Raw genomic sequence first — 16,155 nt, 5'->3', positions numbered from 1 at the left:
GGAAAGGAGATCAATCGCACCAACCAAATATTATGGTCGTTTCAATCATAATTACAGATTGGTCATTTCAGAATGTCGATAACCGCCTCACGTTCATCGACCAGTTCGGCAATCGTGCGATCGAGCATCGTTCGCTGGAATGGATCGAGGATCAGTCCTTCGATACGCCCATAGCCACCGCTTTTGCAGAGCACCGGCACGCCGCACACCAGCCCTTGCGGGATACCGTAGGAGCCGTCTGACACCACGCCCATCGACACCCAATTGTCGCCTGCGCCGTGCACCCAATCGCGCAGATGGTCGATCGCCGCATTTGCGGCCGATGCGGCCGAGGACGCACCCCGTGCTTCGATGATCTCGGTGCCGCGCTGCGCAACGGTGGGGATCAGGGTCTCGCGGTACCAGGCCTCGTTTCCGATACGGTCGGCAAGCTTTTGGCCATCGAGTTCGGCATTCCCCCAGTCGGCAAACATCGTCGGCGAATGGTTTCCCCAGACGACGAGCTTTGTAATCGCATCGACACCGACACCCGCTTTGGCCGCAAGCTGTCCCTGCGCGCGATTGTGATCGAGGCGGATCATCGACGTGATGTTTTCGGCAGGGAAACCCGGCGCGCTTTGCGCAAGGATCCAGGCATTTGTGTTGGCGGGATTGCCGACGACCAGGATCTTGGCGTCGCGTTTGGCCACTGCGTCCAGCGCTGCGCCCTGCGTCTTGAAGATCGCTGCGTTGGCAGCGAGCAAATCACGGCGCTCCATGCCCTTCGAGCGGGGACGAGACCCGACCAGCATGGCCGCATCGATGTCCTTGAAAGCCACCATCGGATCATCAGTAATGATCACATCTGCCAGCAGCGGAAACGCGCAATCCTCCAGTTCCATGACCACGCCGCGTACTGCGTCCAGCGCCTGCGGCACGTCGAGCAGTTGAAGGATAACGGGCTGGTCCGGTCCGAACACGTCACCCTGCGCGACCCGGAAGAGCAGCGAATAGCAAATTTGTCCTGCGGCACCGCTGATCGCGATCCTGACGGGGGGCTTGGTCATTTTGGAAAGGGCTTTCGTTGGAAGATTACAGACGGTGTGAGACCGATTAACGCGCCGCCAGGGCAAGCGCCGCATCGCGCCCGGATGGCACCAGATTGGCGAGACCTTTTCCTGATCTTACGGCACCAGGAACGTAGATCAGGCTTTGCGCATCCGTACTGATCGGGATCGTCGACACGGTGGTGTACGTCAGCGTGTCGATCCCAGCGACCTTGTTGGTTCCGGCCAGGCTGGCATAGATCCTCGTACCATCGCCCGACGGCCAAACCGCACTCGGAGCCGCTTGTAGCGGGACGGTTGCCACAGCCTCCAGGCTGTCGGTTCTATAGACCTTGATTGCAGGTTGATCGCCGCCAACGCTGACATAGGCAAAGGAATCGTCTGCGCGCTGGGCGAAGTTGACCGCGCCCGTCGCTGGACCAGTGTTTATCACTTCGTGTACCGCAAACGGCGGTTTGGCAGCAAAGACCGTGGTCGTGCCGCTCTCGCGGCGTGTTGCCCAGATCTGTTTGCCATCTGGCGAGACCGCGATTGCTCCCGCACCTGCACCGTTGCTGGCAACGTGTCCGACGACGCGCCGATCCTCGACGTCGACAACCAGGATGGACGGCCTTTCAGTAAGCGATACAAAGGCATAGCGTCCGTTTGGCGACAGGATGGTCGCGCCCGCTCCGCCACTTGCTGGTACGCGGGTGATCTCCCGCGCGGTCTTAGGATCCACGACCGCGATGGCATGTTCATCGCCGAGCGAAACCCAGAGTTCGTGCCCATTGGGCGTAAACGCGACGGCGGTAGGCGACGTCTGGAACACGGTCCGGCCTCGTTCCGTGTTCGTGGCCAGATCTACGAGCGTCACACTGTGCTGCGCTGATGCCGATACCGCCAGGGTCCGCCCGTCACGCGTTGCAGCCAGGTGCTGGACTCTGGGGCTGGAAAAGCTGGGCTCAGCTATCGCGCTTTTGGCGAGGTCGATGCGTCCCAGTTCGTTGCCCGCTGCAGGATCGATGACAACGATCTTCGTCGATGTAGGGTCAGACACATAGATCCGGTCATGATGGCTGAGGTCGATATCAGCCTTCGACCACGGTGCCTGAACCGCCTTGATATCGTAGGGAAAGTCGTCCGCCGCAGGTGCAGCCCAATAGGCCTGAGCGATCACCGGGACTGGCGCTACGGAGGCCAACATCGCGGCAACCAAAACGATCGCAGCTTTCATCGTTTGATCCTTATCGCGGATCCGGCGGGTGATCGTGCCAGTCCGATGCCGTTAGATCGACCGATATGTCCCCTGCGTCCAACGCATGGTCGCGATGGTTTCAATACGAAAACGCGATCATAGATCGCCTACCGTTCTTGTTAGATGATCAGAACAACCATGCTTATGCGTTGGATCGACGGCTGCGCCGCGATCATTACGCTGTCACGCTCGGCGTTGATCGCTCGCGTGTCATAAATGGGAACACTAAAGGCATGACGATGAAATTTCGCACGGCTTTGCTAACGGCGATAGCCGTGTCCGTATCGACGGGTGCTTTAGCGCAAACGGACGGTTTCGCGTCCGCAATGGATGCGGCGATGGCGCGGATGCACGGCGCGATGATGACCGGTTATTCGAGCGATCCCGATCGCGACTTCGCCAAAATGATGATCCCGCATCATCAGGGCGCGATCGACATGGCCGAAGTCGAACTGCGGTTCGGCAAGGATGAACGCCTGCGCCGGCTCGCCCAGGGAATCATCGTCGAACAGCGTCAGGAAATCGCGGTGATGCAGGGCATCCTATCCGAAGGCGGCGCGTTGCTGCCTCACACCGAACCGACCGCGACCGGTCACCCCCATCACGGAGACCGTCCATGAAGCGTTTTACCTTAACCGCCTGTGCTGCCCTGTCTTTTTCGGCCCCGGCATTTGCGCAGCAGGTACCGAACGCGACCCCCGACATCCCTGTTAGCGCGAACGACCGGTTCTACACTTCGGACCAGTTCTCCAACACCGTGTCGGTGATCGATCCGTCGACCAACACGCTGCTCGGCGTCATCAAGCTCGGCGACCAGACCCCGGCCAATCTCAGCCCGCTCTACAAGGGGCAGCTGCTCGTGCACGGCATGGGCTTCTCGCCCGATCGCAAGACGCTGGCGGTAATATCGATCGGCTCGAACTCGGTGACGTTCATCGACACTGCGACCAATGCCGTGAAGCACACGACCTATGTGGGCCGATCGCCGCACGAAGCGTTCTTCCGCCCCGACGGTCGCGAAGTCTGGGTCGCGGTGCGCGGCGAGGATTATATCCAGGTGCTCGACGGTAAGACCTTCGCGCCGACCACGCGCATCCCCGTTCCTAATGGCCCCGGCATGACGATCTTTTCGCCAAACGGGAAATACGGTTACGTCTGTTCGAGCTTCTCGCCCGAGACAGTTGTGATCGACACCGCCTCGAAGAAGATCGTCGGTCGCGTCAAGCAGGCGAGCCCGTTCTGCCCTGACATCGCCGCGACGCCCGACGGTAAGCAGGTCTGGTTGACGCTCAAGGACGTCGGCAAGGTCATGGTGTTCGACGCCAAGCCACCCTTCGCAGTGCTCAAGACGTTCGATACCGGCGCGATCACCAACCACGTCAATATCGCCCGCAATAAGAATGGCCAGTTCGCCTTTGTGACGGTCGGCACCGAGAATGTCGTGAAGGTGTTCCGCACCACTGACTTCGTGCAGGTGGCGAGCATCCCGGTCGGCGCGCTCCCGCACGGCCTATGGCCGTCGGGCGACGGCACGCGGATGTATGTCGGGCTGGAGAACGCCGATGCGGTCGCGGCGATCGACACAGCAAGCAACACCGTCATCGCGACGATTCCAATCGGTCAGGGGCCGCAAGGCGTGGCATATGTTCCCGGCGCGGTGCCGGTAGGCGATGGCCGTGCAAACCTGGTGCCGCTCGCGCAGGCCGGCATGAAGATCCAGCTGACTCTATCCGGGACTGGGCGCAGCCAGGTCACGCTGTTCGATCAAGGCCAGGTCCAGATTTTGCAGGCGGCGGTTGCGGGCCTCAGCCCAAAGATGCCCTATGTCCTTGGATTATCCTCCCACGCTGACGGCAGCGGCGTGATCCAGCCTCTGGCGAAGTTCATGACCAATCCGGCGGGCGGCGCGATAGTAAACACGCTCGGACCGCTCCGCCAGATCGTCAGCGACGCGAAAGGCGACATGCGCCGTTACCTCGTCATTGCTCCGGGCGACCCGATGATGCCGGGCGCTGTCGTTCAGGTGCAAAAATGAGGATTCCGGTGAAACCTGCGCCCCGCTGTCCGTGTCCGGTATATTCGGCATGACGCTGGGCTAGGTCGACACGACGTCTCGAGAGTGTCGGAAAGCACTTGTTTGTCGCACAATGGTGATTACGACTGGGTTTTCTACATATCGGGCCGCTGAATGCCGACAATGGGAAGGAAAGCGGACTGGCTGCTTTAGAGAGGGCAGGTGCGCTCCACTACCTGGTGCACTTCCATTTCGTCGCAGCAGGATGCCTTTACGCCTAGCTCATTACAGGCCCCGATCCGGCGCCGCATCGGCCTTCCGTGCCTGCCCGCCTGATAGTGCTGGGGGTCGCCGTCGTGATCCACTCGATCATGTCGCAGCTGCTCTACGCCGGGCTGTTCGTCGCCATATCCGTGCCGGTTGAACAGTTTCGCCGCGGTGCGGAGCTGATGTCAGTACATGGCGCCCAACTCGCCGGAATGGGTCTGCGATGCGGCATGTTCTGGGTCAAAATCGAAGCCCGGCTTAAGCGAGACCGGTAGGACGAAGCGTTTGCTGCGTGCCGGCTGGTCAGCTTTCTCCAAACAACTCACGTTGCGCCTTGTCCAATTCCTCTGCGTAGCGGCGTCGCGCATAGCTCTCGGAGAGGATGCCGAGAACTGCCCCGTCGCTTCCAACTACCGCCAGTTCGTCCGCACCTTCGGTATCGAACGTAGTCATGACGCTTCTGATGTCTGAATCCGGCGTAAGGGCGAGACCCGTGTGGATCGCCAGCGACCCGATCGGTGCCTTCTGATCGACCTCTTCGGCAAATGCACTGGCAGTCTGTACGATACCGCCATAATTTTCGTGGTCATCGACTAGTAGGACCCGACTTGTGGAACCAAGCGGAAACGCCCGACGAAACTCGGCGATCGTCGTGTTGCACGGCGTAGCCCTTTCGACACGTCGCATCATCTTGCCCGCTGTAAGCGTTCTGACCCAGCCGACATCGCGGGCGCTTTTGATGGTTTCGCCCCGGAGATGCAGGCGCCACGTAGAAAAGGAATAGCCGAACAGCTCGCGGACGATGGTGGACGAGACCAGCGATGCTGCAATGGCCGCGCCGGCAAGGGAGAAGTCGTGGGTCGCCTCAAGGACTAGCATCGCCATCGTCATCGGCCCGCCAACTACGGCGACCGCTAATGCGGCCATCCCCACCAGGGCCGCATTGTGCGGGTCGATCACAGGCGATCCGACAATCCATTCGAGTGAACCAGCAAACAGGTGACCCAGCAGGCTGCCCAAGAACAAGGATGCGAAGAACAGGCCACCGCGGAAGCCAAAGCCAAGTGAGATGATGGAGGCCGCGCACTTGACGACGAAGATGGCGGCGAGGAAGCGCAGCGATACCTCGGCTTCAAGATTGAGGTGGAGGGCGCCGTGACCAGCAGAGAGAATTTGCGGCGTGAGCATCGCCAGAGGGATGAGCAGAAGACCGCCCAATATCGGCCGGCAAATCGAGGGTATCGGCAGTTTGCGTGTAGCTGCTTCCATCTCCGCAACAGCCCGCATCAGCAGTATACCAGCGCCAGCGGCACAGGCCCCAAGACCGGCGTAGAGAAGGTAGTGGAACGTCTCGATCTGTTCGCCTGCATTAGCCGCAACCAGATACGGTTGAGCACCAAACGCCTGCGCCACAAGGACACTCGCCAGGCACGCCGCAGCGACAGGTGCCAGCGCTGATATCGTATAGGCCCCGATTACGATCTCAAAGGCATAGAAGGCCCCAGCTAATGGAGCCCCGAATGCACCTGCGATGGCGGCGCCCGTTCCGGCGCCGACCAAGATGCGCAGATCGGACCTGCGTAACGCAAACCAGTTGCCGCTGAGCGAGGCGACGAGCCCTCCCAACTGCGCATACGCCGCCTCAAGCCCCACAGACGCACCGAAGCCGTTGGAAAGGATCGTTTGCCCGGAGATAACGAGGCTGTCGGACCATGACATGCGACCACCATGAAGGGCGTTCGCCTCTACAGCGTCGACCATCCGGCGCCGGCGAGCATGAGTAACCCAAGAGAAGAGTGCGAGGACGGCTCCACCAGCCGGCAGGGCAAGTAGAGCAAGGTAAGGGATCGTCGTGGCCGCACTCAGCCTTTCATCCGGCGACAAGGCATAAAGCAGATGCTGCATCGCCTGTGCGAGCGTACCCTGGACGACACTAAGCAATCCGGCTGCACTGCCGATCATGATGGCCAGCACGATGAGTGCAGCTTCGCTGGATCGAAAAGCTTTACGGAGCCACGATGGCGCCACCCGACCAGATCCAGGTGGACTAGCTGCGCTATCGATCAGTGGCGCTGAAGCCATGTCAGTCGGCGTCCTGCATCAAGGTTGCAAACAGGGCTGCGGCGAGAACGGCGCTCGAAAGCCACATCACAATCGACAGCGTCCAAGACGTCGCCAGTCCAGCTGCCGTGATTGTTGCAAGCAGTAGGACGATGAGAACGGGCATGGCTGCCCGCGAGTGGAAAAAACGCATGAAGCCGCCTACGCCTGCTACATCTGCGGTGCCACAACCTTCCGAGCCGCCCGGTACGCTTCCTCGCCACGGACGCCATTCAGTATCTTCGAACGCCTGCGGCTTGGCCATGCTGCCCATCAACAGTACCCGGCGATCAGTGCAGTGGCCAAGTCCACATCACTAGAGGCGTACCAACCAAGACCACCAGAACCGATAGTGGTGCGCCCAGCCGGGCGTAATCGCTGAAGCGGTAGCCCCCAGGACCAAAAACCAAGGTGTTACACTGATGCCCAATCGGCGTCAGGAAATCGCATCCTGCCCCGATAGCGGTCCCGATGAGGAAGGCTTCGGGGCGATATCCGAGGTCATGCGCGAACACCGCCGCGATTGGCGCCATCACCAAGACCGTCGCGGCATTGTTGAGAAACGGCGTCACAGCCATCGCCGCTACGAGGATCAGGGCGACCGCGCCCCATGGCGGCAAGGAGGCCGCCAGATGGGCAAGCGAGGTCGCGAGTACATCCGACGCGCCGGTGGTGCGCAGGGTTTCACTGACCGGAATGAGCGCGCCCAGCATGATGAGAATTGGCCATTCGACGCCATCATAGGCATCTCGCAGCGGTAGCGCTCCGGTCGCCATCATTAGACCGGCAGCGGCGAAGAAGGCGACGGCCACAGGCACATAGCCGGTCGCGGTTACGGTCATCGCCACCGCGAGGATGATAAGTGGTAGGAAGCGACGCTTCGAACTTCCCAGACGCAGGGCACGCTCTGCCAGCGGCAGCGTACCGAGGTCACGCATGCGTTCCGGCAAGAGTGTGAGGGGTCCTTGAAGAACAATGACATCGCCGGCGCGCAAGACGGTCTCGCTGAGCTGCTTGGTCAGCCGTTTGCCGGCGCGCGATACCGCGATGAGATTGACGCCATAGCGTTGCTGAAGCCGCAGTCGTCCAGCGGACTGGCGGACCAACACGGAGCCGGTGGTGATGACCGCCTCAATGACGCCAACCTCATCATCTTCGCTGCCTTCCGGTAGGTCACGATGCTGTCCGGCAAGTGCTAGGTGGTCACCCGCAATGACACGCTCAAGCGTATCCGGGTCACCGCCCAAGATCAGCGTGTCGCCGGCAGCCAGAAGGAACTCGGCCGTAATGCTCGTGCGCACATCGTCACGGACAACATTGGCGATCGTCACCTCATTATCATGACGGTCGATGAAGGACTCAACCGTTTCGCCGACAGCGGGCGATCCGTCTTGGATGGTCGCCTCAGTGACATAGTCCGTGATGTTTAGAGCTTCGCCCATGGTCGGCGCTGCGCGGCGTTCCCTGGGCAGGAGGCGGTAGCCGAAACGCAGGAAAATGAGGCCGACCACAAGCAGGCCCAGCCCCGTTGGCAGATAATCGAACATGCCGAACGGCTCACCGGTCATCTGCTCTCGTACTCTGCTGACAATAATATTCGGCGACGTACCAACGAGGGTCATCAACCCGCCAAGGAGCGAAGCGAACGACATCGGCATCAGGAACACCGAGGGGCTAGTGTCCGATTTCTTCGCCGTCTGCACGGCTGCCGGCATCAGCATAGCCAAGGCACCGACGTTCTTTACGAGCCCGGACGATACCCCGACTGCCGTAGTCAGCACCACGAGTTGCGACCGGACGCGTGTCACGCGCCGCGCCAGTATCCCGAGCGCGCTCTCGATTAGGCCGGAACGCTGCATTGCCGATGAGATCACCAGCGCCGATCCAACGATGATAACGATGTCATCGGAAAAGCCAGTAAATGCCGCTTTGGGCTTCACCAATCCCAGCGACAGCCCGGCAAGCAGGGCGATGATGGCCGTGACATCATAGCGAAATCGGCCCCAAAGAAAGAGGCCCATCATGCCAATCAGCAGGCCAATCGACATAAGTTGCGGCGTGGTCATGCAAGCAGAATCCGTAAAATGGCGATAGTCACGCCGGTTATTGCAGCCAAATCCCGACGAGTGCCGCCAAGACGGCAATCGCTAGGAAGCCGTTCACAGAGATCAGCAACCAAGCCGGCAGTCGCTGAGTGTCGGGCCGCGGTGGGGCGATAGGAATCATTTCACGCCAGACCGCTGCAACGAAGCAGAAGCCGCTGAACAGGATCAGGACGGTTGCGGTCGCACCGGCAAGCCAGCCGGGCACGATGTTCTCAAGCAATGCGCGGGCGCCAATTCCTGCGGCTAGAGCGGCAAGCCCGGTACGGACCCAGGCTGCGTAGGTGCGCTCCGCTGCCATGACTGTTCGATCGGCAGCAAGCTCCGTGCGCCGATCGGCGCTATCTGCTTGCTGCTTGGCGCTATGCTCCAACCGGTCCGCACCGTGAACGAATGGGCCGTTGAAATCACGGGTCAATGACAGTCGTTCGTTGGCCATGGATGATCAACGATACCCACACGCTTTCAGCACATCGAATGTTAAAAAGGATCATGCCGAATAAGTTATCGAGGTTAGCAGATCCCCCGCCTTCACAGGTGTCAAAACCGGCTGGTTGCGGCACGAAACCTTTCTCGAAAACGATCCAGACCGTGCGAAAACTCCAACCCCGAATGTAGCGTACTAATATAGCTGCGTGTCGGTTGCCAGGTGATTGGCTATCTTGCGTCGCAGCCATATCTGGCGACGTTATGTTTCGAGCATCACGTCTGTATCGGGGGCGGCGGTGAGTTTTCGCACGGTCTGGATCGAATTTCGGGAATGTCCGGGTTGGGCAGGAAAGCGGAACGGCGGCTTTCGGGAAGGTGCTGGCGATAGCCGACATTCTGTGGCGCTGCCTCCTTTTACAGGAGTATCTATCGTTACATTCACACGCTCGGCGGTCTGCTACGATCGAACTCCATTTTGAAGATTCCGTCAGACCTCAAAACATAGGTGCAATGATGCCAATCTTCCTGACTCTCTTTAAGCATGTCACGCCTTAGGGCGGATAGAGCATCATTGACGGATCGGTTCATGGTTCTCTCACCTTCCACCCCCTCAACAAGCTTACCGTTGCACACGACATCGTAGCGCCTCTGTATCCAGTCGTCATGAACTTCTGCCACGATCCATACTTCGGATACAGAAGTCGCTAGCATTGGAGCAATTGCGAGGGCGATGCTCTCCAGCTGACGGCTACTTTCCATTTCTGCATTTACCTCCGATGCCAGATTATATCAGCGTAATCGCTTTTGCGATCCATTTTACCGCGCTTGCCCATTGGCCGTAACTAGACAGCTTTACCAATCCCGAGCGCCCCGATTGCAACTCATGTCTGGAAAGTTCCCCATAATCCCACTGAACGAATGACTACTACCGGGACTCCGAATTACTAACCCGAGCGTCCGGGTGTGGGCGTGAACGGCCCTGCCGTTTTTAAGCGCCGACTAGCCCCGCCAGTGTCGGAAAACACATGATAGCCGACACCCCCGACCTGCGCTTTCGCCGAACCATACCCACCTCCACCCATAATGATCGACAAACCCTATCGCTTTGGTAAAGTGTGCGAGAACGTACTTTCGAAGGTTTGTCGTACATGTTGGTCGGATATATGAGGGTGTCGTCAGCCGACGATCGTCAGACGGTCGACCTGCAACGTGACGCGCTGGTAGCAGCTGGCGTTGATCATCGGCATCTCCATACTGACAAGGCATCGGGCGCTCGCGACGATCGACCTGGGCTGAAAGCATGCCTCGACTATTTGAACGCGGGCGACACGCTGGTTGTGTGGAAGCTCGACCGGTTAGGACGTTCGCTGCCCCACCTGCTGACGATCGTCACCGACCTGAAGGCGCGCGGCATCGCGTTCCGATCGCTGACCGAGCAGATGGATACGACCACGCCGCACGGCGAGTTGCTGTTCTCGCTGTTCGGTGCATTGGCTCAGTATGAGCGTGCGCTGACGCGCGAACGAGTGATGGCGGGACTAGCCGCTGCCAAACGTCGAGGACGCCAAGGGGGGCGGCCACCTATGATCGACGCCGAAACTCTTGAACGGATCACTGCTGCGCTGGATGGCGGAGCCAGTAAGGCGTCTGTCTGCCGGACCTTCAAGGTGCCGCGCTCTACCCTGCTTGGCACCCTAGCGCGGATCGGTTGGGCCGGTTCGGCGAAGGCCTGATTTTCGCGCCCCTGTTATTATGACCGGTAAGCCGAGGAGGAAGCTGTCGCCAATATCGTTCGCAAAGCGTGTCAGATTGCAGGCTCTTTGACGGCGCAGGGATCGCATGTGGGCAGTTGAGGCTATTATTCTGCCTCAATGCTAAGCATTTAACGGACGTTACCGGACAACATCAGGTGATGATCACCGTGGCGACACCAATGATGGACAGAACAACGCTGATTGCAACTAGCCACCGGACATGGGATCGATTCACTGGCAAGCTGGCGCGATGCACCGCTACCAGCAACAGAGCCGTACTGAGGAGTACGATCGCACTGCCTAATAAATCGCCCTGCGTCTCGGTCATGGCTGTTCCAGTCGGTTCGCTTCTTAATGAATGTACCAACCTGCGATTGTCGTCGTCATGACAGCGGGATGAAGAACGAGCGTAAGCTTCGCACTATGTGCATATTACGAACCGCCTCGGCTCTAAATGCGCATCTCCGGCAGCCTTCAACGACTTTCTGTTAGGTCGCTCGTTACACCAAGCTCAGGCAGTAGCCAGATCTGAAAAACTATAACGCCGCCCTCACCGGGTCTCAGCGCTGCGCACCGATTATTTCCAACAAAGCGTCCGCAGCTATCGAACCGTATTTTTTCATCGTAGCATCTGGTGCCAATGCTTGGCGTTCGCATATGGCCATTCCCCTCGAAGGGGCGCATGACTGAAGTCGGCAAGCGTAGACAAAGATACACTGGCAAACGTCACTTTATCAGAACGCTGGCACCCGATCCGCGAAAATATCAAGTGACCGGGAATAAACTGCCGAGTGGCGACGTCTAAGCTGACATACCGACTCTGCGTAGGAGACCATCTTGCCTGCCATCCGATCATTGGCCCGATTTTCCATAGCCATTACTCTTGCTTTCGGGGGCGGTGCCGCCTTCGCGACAGTTGCGAATGACGAGAAGCCTTATCTGACCGAGGTCAACGCCGCGATGGAGCGGATGATGGCCGGCATGATGGTCGCCCCGTCGGGCAATGTGGATGCGGACTTCGTGACGATGATGCTGCCGCATCATCAGGGTGCCATCGACATGGCTGTGGCAGAGCTTCGATACGGCAAGAACGAGCAACTCAAACGCATCGCGCAAGAGATTATCGTCGACCAGCAGCAGGAGATCGCCGCCATGCGCCTTGCGCTTGGCCAGCCGCTCCCGCCCTCTGCTCCAGTTCCTACGCAGCAGTCTGCTCTCCCCCATCCGCACATGGAGCCTTGAAATGAAGCGACTTTTTCTATTGGCAGCGAGTTTTGCCAGCGTTGCTTCTGCGCAACCGGGCGTTTGGGCATCGCCAGCCGCACTCGACATCCCAATCGTCTTTGACGACTCTGCAGCCGATCAGACAGATGGGAAGCACGGGCAGGCGCCTTGGGATCGCGAAAATCAAAAGGTCAGCAGCGGCGACCGGGTCTATGCAGCGGAGCAATTCTCCAACACGGTGTCGGTGACCGACCCGTCGACGAACACCTTGCTCGGCGTCATCAAGTTGGGTGATCCGCAACCTGGTAATTTTAGCCCGCTCTACAAAGGGCAGGTGCTCGTTCATGGTCTCGGCTTCTCGCCGGACGGCAAGACCCTTGCGGTCGTCTCGATCGGTTCCAACTCTGTCACTTGGATCGATACCGCAACGAACACGGTCAAGCATACGACCTACATCGGCCGCAGCCCGCATGAAGCGTTCTTCACGCCCAACGGCAAGGAAGTGTGGGCGACGGTCCGAGGCGAGGACTACATTTCGGTGCTTGATCCGAAGACGTACGAAGAGACGAGCCGGATCAAGACGCCTGGCGGTCCCGGCATGACCATATTCTCTCCCAACGGAAAATACGGCTATGTATGCTCGTCGTTCAACCCGGAGTTGGTGGTGTTCGACGTCGCGACCCACAAGGAAGTGGGGAGGGTGCAGCAACCTAGTCCATTTTGCCCGAACATTTCGGCTAGCCCTGATGGCAAGCAGGTATGGTTCACGCTCAAGGATGTCGGCAAGACGGTCGCCTTCGACGCCAAGCCCCCCTTTGCGATCCAGAAGGTGCTCGACACCGGTCCGATTACAAATCACGTCAATTTTGCGGTCACATCTAAGGGGCAATTCGCCTATGTGACCGTCGGCGGTCTAAACCTTGTCAAAGTATTCCGGACCAAGGATTTCAGTCAGGTCGCGACCATCCCCGTCGGGAAGCTTCCGCACGGTATCTGGCCGTCCGGAGACGGCAAGCGCATCTACGTAGGGCTCGAGAACGACGACAGGCTGGCGGTCATCGATACGGCACGCAATGTGGTGACCGGTACGATCCCCATTGGGCAGGCACCGCAGGCGATCGCCTACGTTCCAAACGCCGTTCCCGATGGTCCAGGCACGGCCAATCTTCAGCCGCTCGGCACGGCAGGGAACGCCACCCACCTCATACTTGCAGCGCCCGGCAACGCGGTAGCGAGCCCGACGAGTATCACACTGTTCGATCAGGGCCTGATCCAGGTGGTACAGGGATCGGTGACCGGCTTGGCACCCAAGCGTTCGTATATTCTCGCACTGGCCGGCAAAGCCGACGGGTCGGGGGAACTCGAACCCTTGGCAAATTTCATGACGAACCCCGCAGGCTCAGCGATCGTCAACGTTTCCGGACCGATCCGACAGATCGTCACCGCTAAAACGGTTTCCGAGCGACGCTTTCTGGTGGTGGCGGAAAGCAATGACGGTGTTCCAGGCTCAGTCTTGCAAATGCAGCAGGACTGATGGACGCACGCGCAGCCCTGATCGAGCCCCTGATCCCTGGTCTTCGACGATATGCTCGCGCTTGGCTTCGAGATGCCGCGACGGCGGACGATCTCGTGCAGGATTGTCTCGAGCGAGCCGTTGGATCTTGGCGTAAGCGTCATGGCGACGCGGTGCGCCCCTGGCTCTATGCGATTCTGCACAATCTGTTGGTCGACCATGGCAGGCGACAGGCGCGGCGTGGCACGCTGGTAGCAATCGACACGGTCGCTGACGCAGTGCTTGCGGTACCGGCCGAACAGTCGACAGGAATCGAACACAGCGACCTCATGCGCGCACTGGATATCTTGCCAGCAGACCAGCGTGCGGCGATCTTGCTCGTGTCGGTAGAGGACCTGTCTTATGCGGAGGCTGCGGCCATCCTCGGTGTACCGACCGGCACGCTCATGTCGCGCCTTTCGCGGGGGCGGGATCGCCTGTCTGAGCTGATCGGCGCTGGCGAACGTCCAAAATTGCGGAGAGTAAAATGACGACCCCGATCGGCGAAGACGATCTCATGGCTTGGGTCGATCGCCGCCTGCCCCCAGAGCGGCATGCGATCGTCGATGGATATCTCGCTGATAATCCAGATGTCGCGCGACGGCTCGCTCTGCAAGCGGAGCACCGAGCCGTCATTGCGGGCATGTTCGTCTCTGTGTCGACCGAACCGATCCCGTCGGCGATGCGGGTCGGCACGATTGTGTCGCACCATCAAACGAGGCCGCAGTGGTGGCAGGCGATTGCCGCGGCACTGCTACTTGCGGTCGGTTTCGGTGGCGGTTGGGGTATGCGCAACTCGACGCTACCACCGCGTGCCGGCATCGGTGCACTGGCCCAGGAAGCGACGGACAATTACCGGGTTTATGCCGTTGATGCGCAGCGTGGGGCCGAGTTTGGACCCCAGGCTAAGGCCGAGCTTGTCAGCTGGACGTCTAAACGGCTCGGTAGCCGTGTAGCCGTCCCCGACCTCGCCGCCGCAGGGTACCGCTTCGCCGGAGGCCGTCTGGTCGCAACGCCGCACGGTCCTGCCGCGATGTTTCTTTATGACGGTCCTTCGTCAACCCGGCTCGCTGTAGTGACCCGCCCAATGGAGATCGATAAGGCCGCTCGCATGACGGAGAGCGCGGACGGTGACCTCGGTCGGGTGAGTTGGGCTGATCGCGGTGTTGGCTTCAGCATCGTTGCCGCCCGACCAACAACAGAACTCCAGTCGGTTGCAGAGACGGTGCGGCGCCAGTCGCAACGTGTCTGAGATTCCAGGAGATCGAAGCTGAACTTCTCCCTGGTGGGGCCGTAAGGGCCGAGTAATCGCATTGCAGCGGTTTTCCATAGAAATGTTTGTGACACGATTGCGCTGTCACTTGTCATTCGCCGGTCATCTGAGATCGCCCAGTAACGTTCGTGGTAAATGGGATCAGTTACGCTTGGATAAGGCCCTTTTAGCGTCGTTCAAGGATAATTGGCGAGACGCGCCCGAGACCGAATTGAAAGTTCGTGTCGGCCCTTCGGTAAGTGGCTCGGCAGTATTGGCAGATGGCAGCACGATTGAACGTATCAAGCAACAACATCGTTCACTACTCGCAGTCGAAATGGAGGCATTTGGCGTCTTCTCCGCCGCGCAGATGGCTTCGTCCCCGCGGCCTACTGCTTTCACGTGCAAAGCTGTTTGCGATTTTGCAGATGAAATAAAGGACGACCGCTGGCAGTCATATGCGGCGTATACTAGCGCCTGCGCCCTTACGGCTTTCTGTGAAAGGTATATGGGTACGCTTACATGAAGAGGGCGGTTATGGAGCGAGTTGAGTCTGGCAACGGCCGACGGCGAGCGGCGCCTTTCTGAGCACGAACGTGCGCGCCGCGCAGCAGCGTAAGCGCTATTACAAACACACCCAAGTTTGCACAGACCGAAACCCACTCCGGGGGGCTCCCCAAATTCATCGCCACGCGCTCTTGTTATCGAGCCGCTTCATAGCGGTCCTCGGCAATTAGCATAGGGCCACGCCCCGGAAGGTCGTGTCGTCGACTATGATTTTGGCTAACCCCGGACCGACAATAGTGTTTACCTTGCCGAGTGCCGTTTCGATGGCATCGCCAGGGAAATTGATTTCGACGACATGTGAATTCGGCACCGGCTGGTTGTCTGCGTCGATAACCATCGGCAAGGGCGTAAGCTTTACCCGATAGATGGCCGACTCCGTCTGGTTGCGTGCGGTCACAAGCTGATGTTCCGTTTCGCCATTTCGGCAGACGCCATTTCCTTCAACGTCGTTACCGTCTCGCCCGAGAAGATATCCGCCAGATCGAGGAGGTCCTCGTCCTTAAGTGCAGCAACCGCGGCTTCGATCTCAGCGAGACGATCGACAGCGCGGCCACCTACGGCAGCACGCCGCTTGATCCGTAATTTGAGCATCCACGATCGATAGCAGAGTC

Annotated in this window: 17 protein-coding genes; 8 read left to right on the top strand and 9 right to left on the bottom strand. The window is 59.4% G+C overall.

The genetic code is table 11. From position 1 onward, the window contains the following. Positions 1-62: 62 nt before the first annotated feature. Positions 63-1,046 carry a malate dehydrogenase gene (locus C8J47_RS00185; RefSeq protein WP_121883981.1) on the bottom strand — a complete coding sequence of 328 codons (984 nt, stop codon included), beginning with the start codon at positions 1,044-1,046 and terminating at the stop codon, positions 63-65. Between the two features lie 46 nt (positions 1,047-1,092). Further along, positions 1,093-2,262 carry a YncE family protein gene (locus C8J47_RS00180; RefSeq protein WP_056056388.1) on the bottom strand — a complete coding sequence of 390 codons (1,170 nt, stop codon included), beginning with the start codon at positions 2,260-2,262 and terminating at the stop codon, positions 1,093-1,095. Between the two features lie 137 nt (positions 2,263-2,399). Between C8J47_RS00180 and C8J47_RS00175 the strand changes: the two genes are divergently transcribed. From C8J47_RS00175 to C8J47_RS00165, 3 genes are all read left to right on the top strand, one after another. Continuing rightward, positions 2,400-2,903 carry a DUF305 domain-containing protein gene (locus C8J47_RS00175; protein ID WP_259467272.1) on the top strand — a complete coding sequence of 168 codons (504 nt, stop codon included), beginning with the start codon at positions 2,400-2,402 and terminating at the stop codon, positions 2,901-2,903. After that, a complete protein-coding gene (locus C8J47_RS00170) occupies positions 2,900-4,318 on the top strand; it encodes a YncE family protein (protein ID WP_121883980.1) in 1,419 nt (472 codons plus the stop codon). Before C8J47_RS00175 ends, C8J47_RS00170 begins: the two co-directional genes overlap by 4 nt. Positions 4,319-4,617: 299 nt before the next feature. After that, the gene (locus C8J47_RS00165) at positions 4,618-4,839 is read left to right on the top strand and encodes a hypothetical protein (RefSeq protein ID WP_056019259.1); all 222 of its coding nucleotides are present in this window, start codon (positions 4,618-4,620) and stop codon (positions 4,837-4,839) included. Between the two features lie 28 nt (positions 4,840-4,867). Here the strand turns inward: C8J47_RS00165 and C8J47_RS00160 are convergent, their stop codons facing one another. The 4 genes from C8J47_RS00160 to C8J47_RS00150 all read right to left on the bottom strand — a co-directional run bounded on the left by C8J47_RS00160 (position 4,868) and on the right by C8J47_RS00150 (position 9,205). Next, entirely contained in the window at positions 4,868-6,526 is a 1,659-nt protein-coding gene (locus tag C8J47_RS00160) for a chloride channel protein (RefSeq protein ID WP_243693493.1), read from the bottom strand. Positions 6,527-6,647: 121 nt separating this feature from the next. Continuing rightward, positions 6,648-6,938 carry a hypothetical protein gene (locus C8J47_RS18775; protein ID WP_183128970.1) on the bottom strand — a complete coding sequence of 97 codons (291 nt, stop codon included), beginning with the start codon at positions 6,936-6,938 and terminating at the stop codon, positions 6,648-6,650. A gap of 16 nt (positions 6,939-6,954) precedes the next feature. Further along, on the bottom strand, positions 6,955-8,730 hold the full coding sequence (locus tag C8J47_RS00155; protein WP_056019265.1) for an SLC13 family permease: 1,776 nt from the start codon (positions 8,728-8,730) through the stop codon (positions 6,955-6,957). A gap of 37 nt (positions 8,731-8,767) precedes the next feature. Continuing rightward, the gene (locus tag C8J47_RS00150) at positions 8,768-9,205 is read right to left on the bottom strand and encodes a DUF202 domain-containing protein (RefSeq protein WP_056019268.1); all 438 of its coding nucleotides are present in this window, start codon (positions 9,203-9,205) and stop codon (positions 8,768-8,770) included. Between the two features lie 1,138 nt (positions 9,206-10,343). Here C8J47_RS00150 and C8J47_RS00145 point away from each other — a divergent pair. Continuing rightward, positions 10,344-10,928, top strand: coding sequence for a recombinase family protein (locus C8J47_RS00145; RefSeq protein WP_121883979.1), 585 nt, complete (start codon positions 10,344-10,346; stop codon positions 10,926-10,928). A 172-nt stretch (positions 10,929-11,100) separates the two neighbouring features. Here C8J47_RS00145 and C8J47_RS19050 read toward each other — a convergent pair whose 3' ends face one another. Beyond that, positions 11,101-11,277: a hypothetical protein gene (locus tag C8J47_RS19050; protein ID WP_156364439.1), complete on the bottom strand. Its 177-nt coding sequence runs from the start codon at positions 11,275-11,277 to the stop codon at positions 11,101-11,103. Between the two features lie 509 nt (positions 11,278-11,786). Between C8J47_RS19050 and C8J47_RS00140 the strand changes: the two genes are divergently transcribed. The 4 genes from C8J47_RS00140 to C8J47_RS00125 are packed head-to-tail and all read left to right on the top strand — an operon-like array spanning position 11,787 to position 14,977. Then, positions 11,787-12,191 (top strand): DUF305 domain-containing protein, encoded by a 405-nt coding sequence (locus C8J47_RS00140; protein WP_056056293.1) that lies wholly within the window; start codon positions 11,787-11,789, stop codon positions 12,189-12,191. 1 nt (position 12,192) lies between these two features. Beyond that, positions 12,193-13,707: a YncE family protein gene (locus tag C8J47_RS00135; RefSeq protein ID WP_121883978.1), complete on the top strand. Its 1,515-nt coding sequence runs from the start codon at positions 12,193-12,195 to the stop codon at positions 13,705-13,707. Next, a complete protein-coding gene (locus C8J47_RS00130) occupies positions 13,707-14,216 on the top strand; it encodes an RNA polymerase sigma factor (RefSeq protein ID WP_121883977.1) in 510 nt (169 codons plus the stop codon). Before C8J47_RS00135 ends, C8J47_RS00130 begins: the two co-directional genes overlap by 1 nt. Further along, on the top strand, positions 14,213-14,977 hold the full coding sequence (locus tag C8J47_RS00125) for an anti-sigma factor (RefSeq protein ID WP_056056297.1): 765 nt from the start codon (positions 14,213-14,215) through the stop codon (positions 14,975-14,977). Before C8J47_RS00130 ends, C8J47_RS00125 begins: the two co-directional genes overlap by 4 nt. A 733-nt stretch (positions 14,978-15,710) precedes the next feature. On the opposite strand, the gene C8J47_RS00120 is transcribed toward C8J47_RS00125, so the two are convergent. Both C8J47_RS00120 and C8J47_RS00115 read right to left on the bottom strand, forming a co-directional pair. Further along, complete coding sequence (locus C8J47_RS00120) at positions 15,711-15,941, bottom strand: hypothetical protein (RefSeq protein ID WP_056056301.1); 231 nt, start codon at positions 15,939-15,941, stop codon at positions 15,711-15,713. Beyond that, a complete protein-coding gene (locus C8J47_RS00115; RefSeq protein ID WP_056056303.1) occupies positions 15,938-16,135 on the bottom strand; it encodes a hypothetical protein in 198 nt (65 codons plus the stop codon). The genes C8J47_RS00120 and C8J47_RS00115 overlap by 4 nt, the downstream gene beginning before the upstream one ends. Positions 16,136-16,155 lie beyond the last annotated feature (20 nt).

The organism is Sphingomonas sp. PP-F2F-G114-C0414 (assembly GCF_003688595.1).
Lineage (GTDB): Bacteria > Pseudomonadota > Alphaproteobacteria > Sphingomonadales > Sphingomonadaceae > Sphingomonas.
The sequence above is the reverse complement of the archived record's forward strand: the minus strand, read 5'-3'. Positions and strand labels throughout refer to the sequence as shown.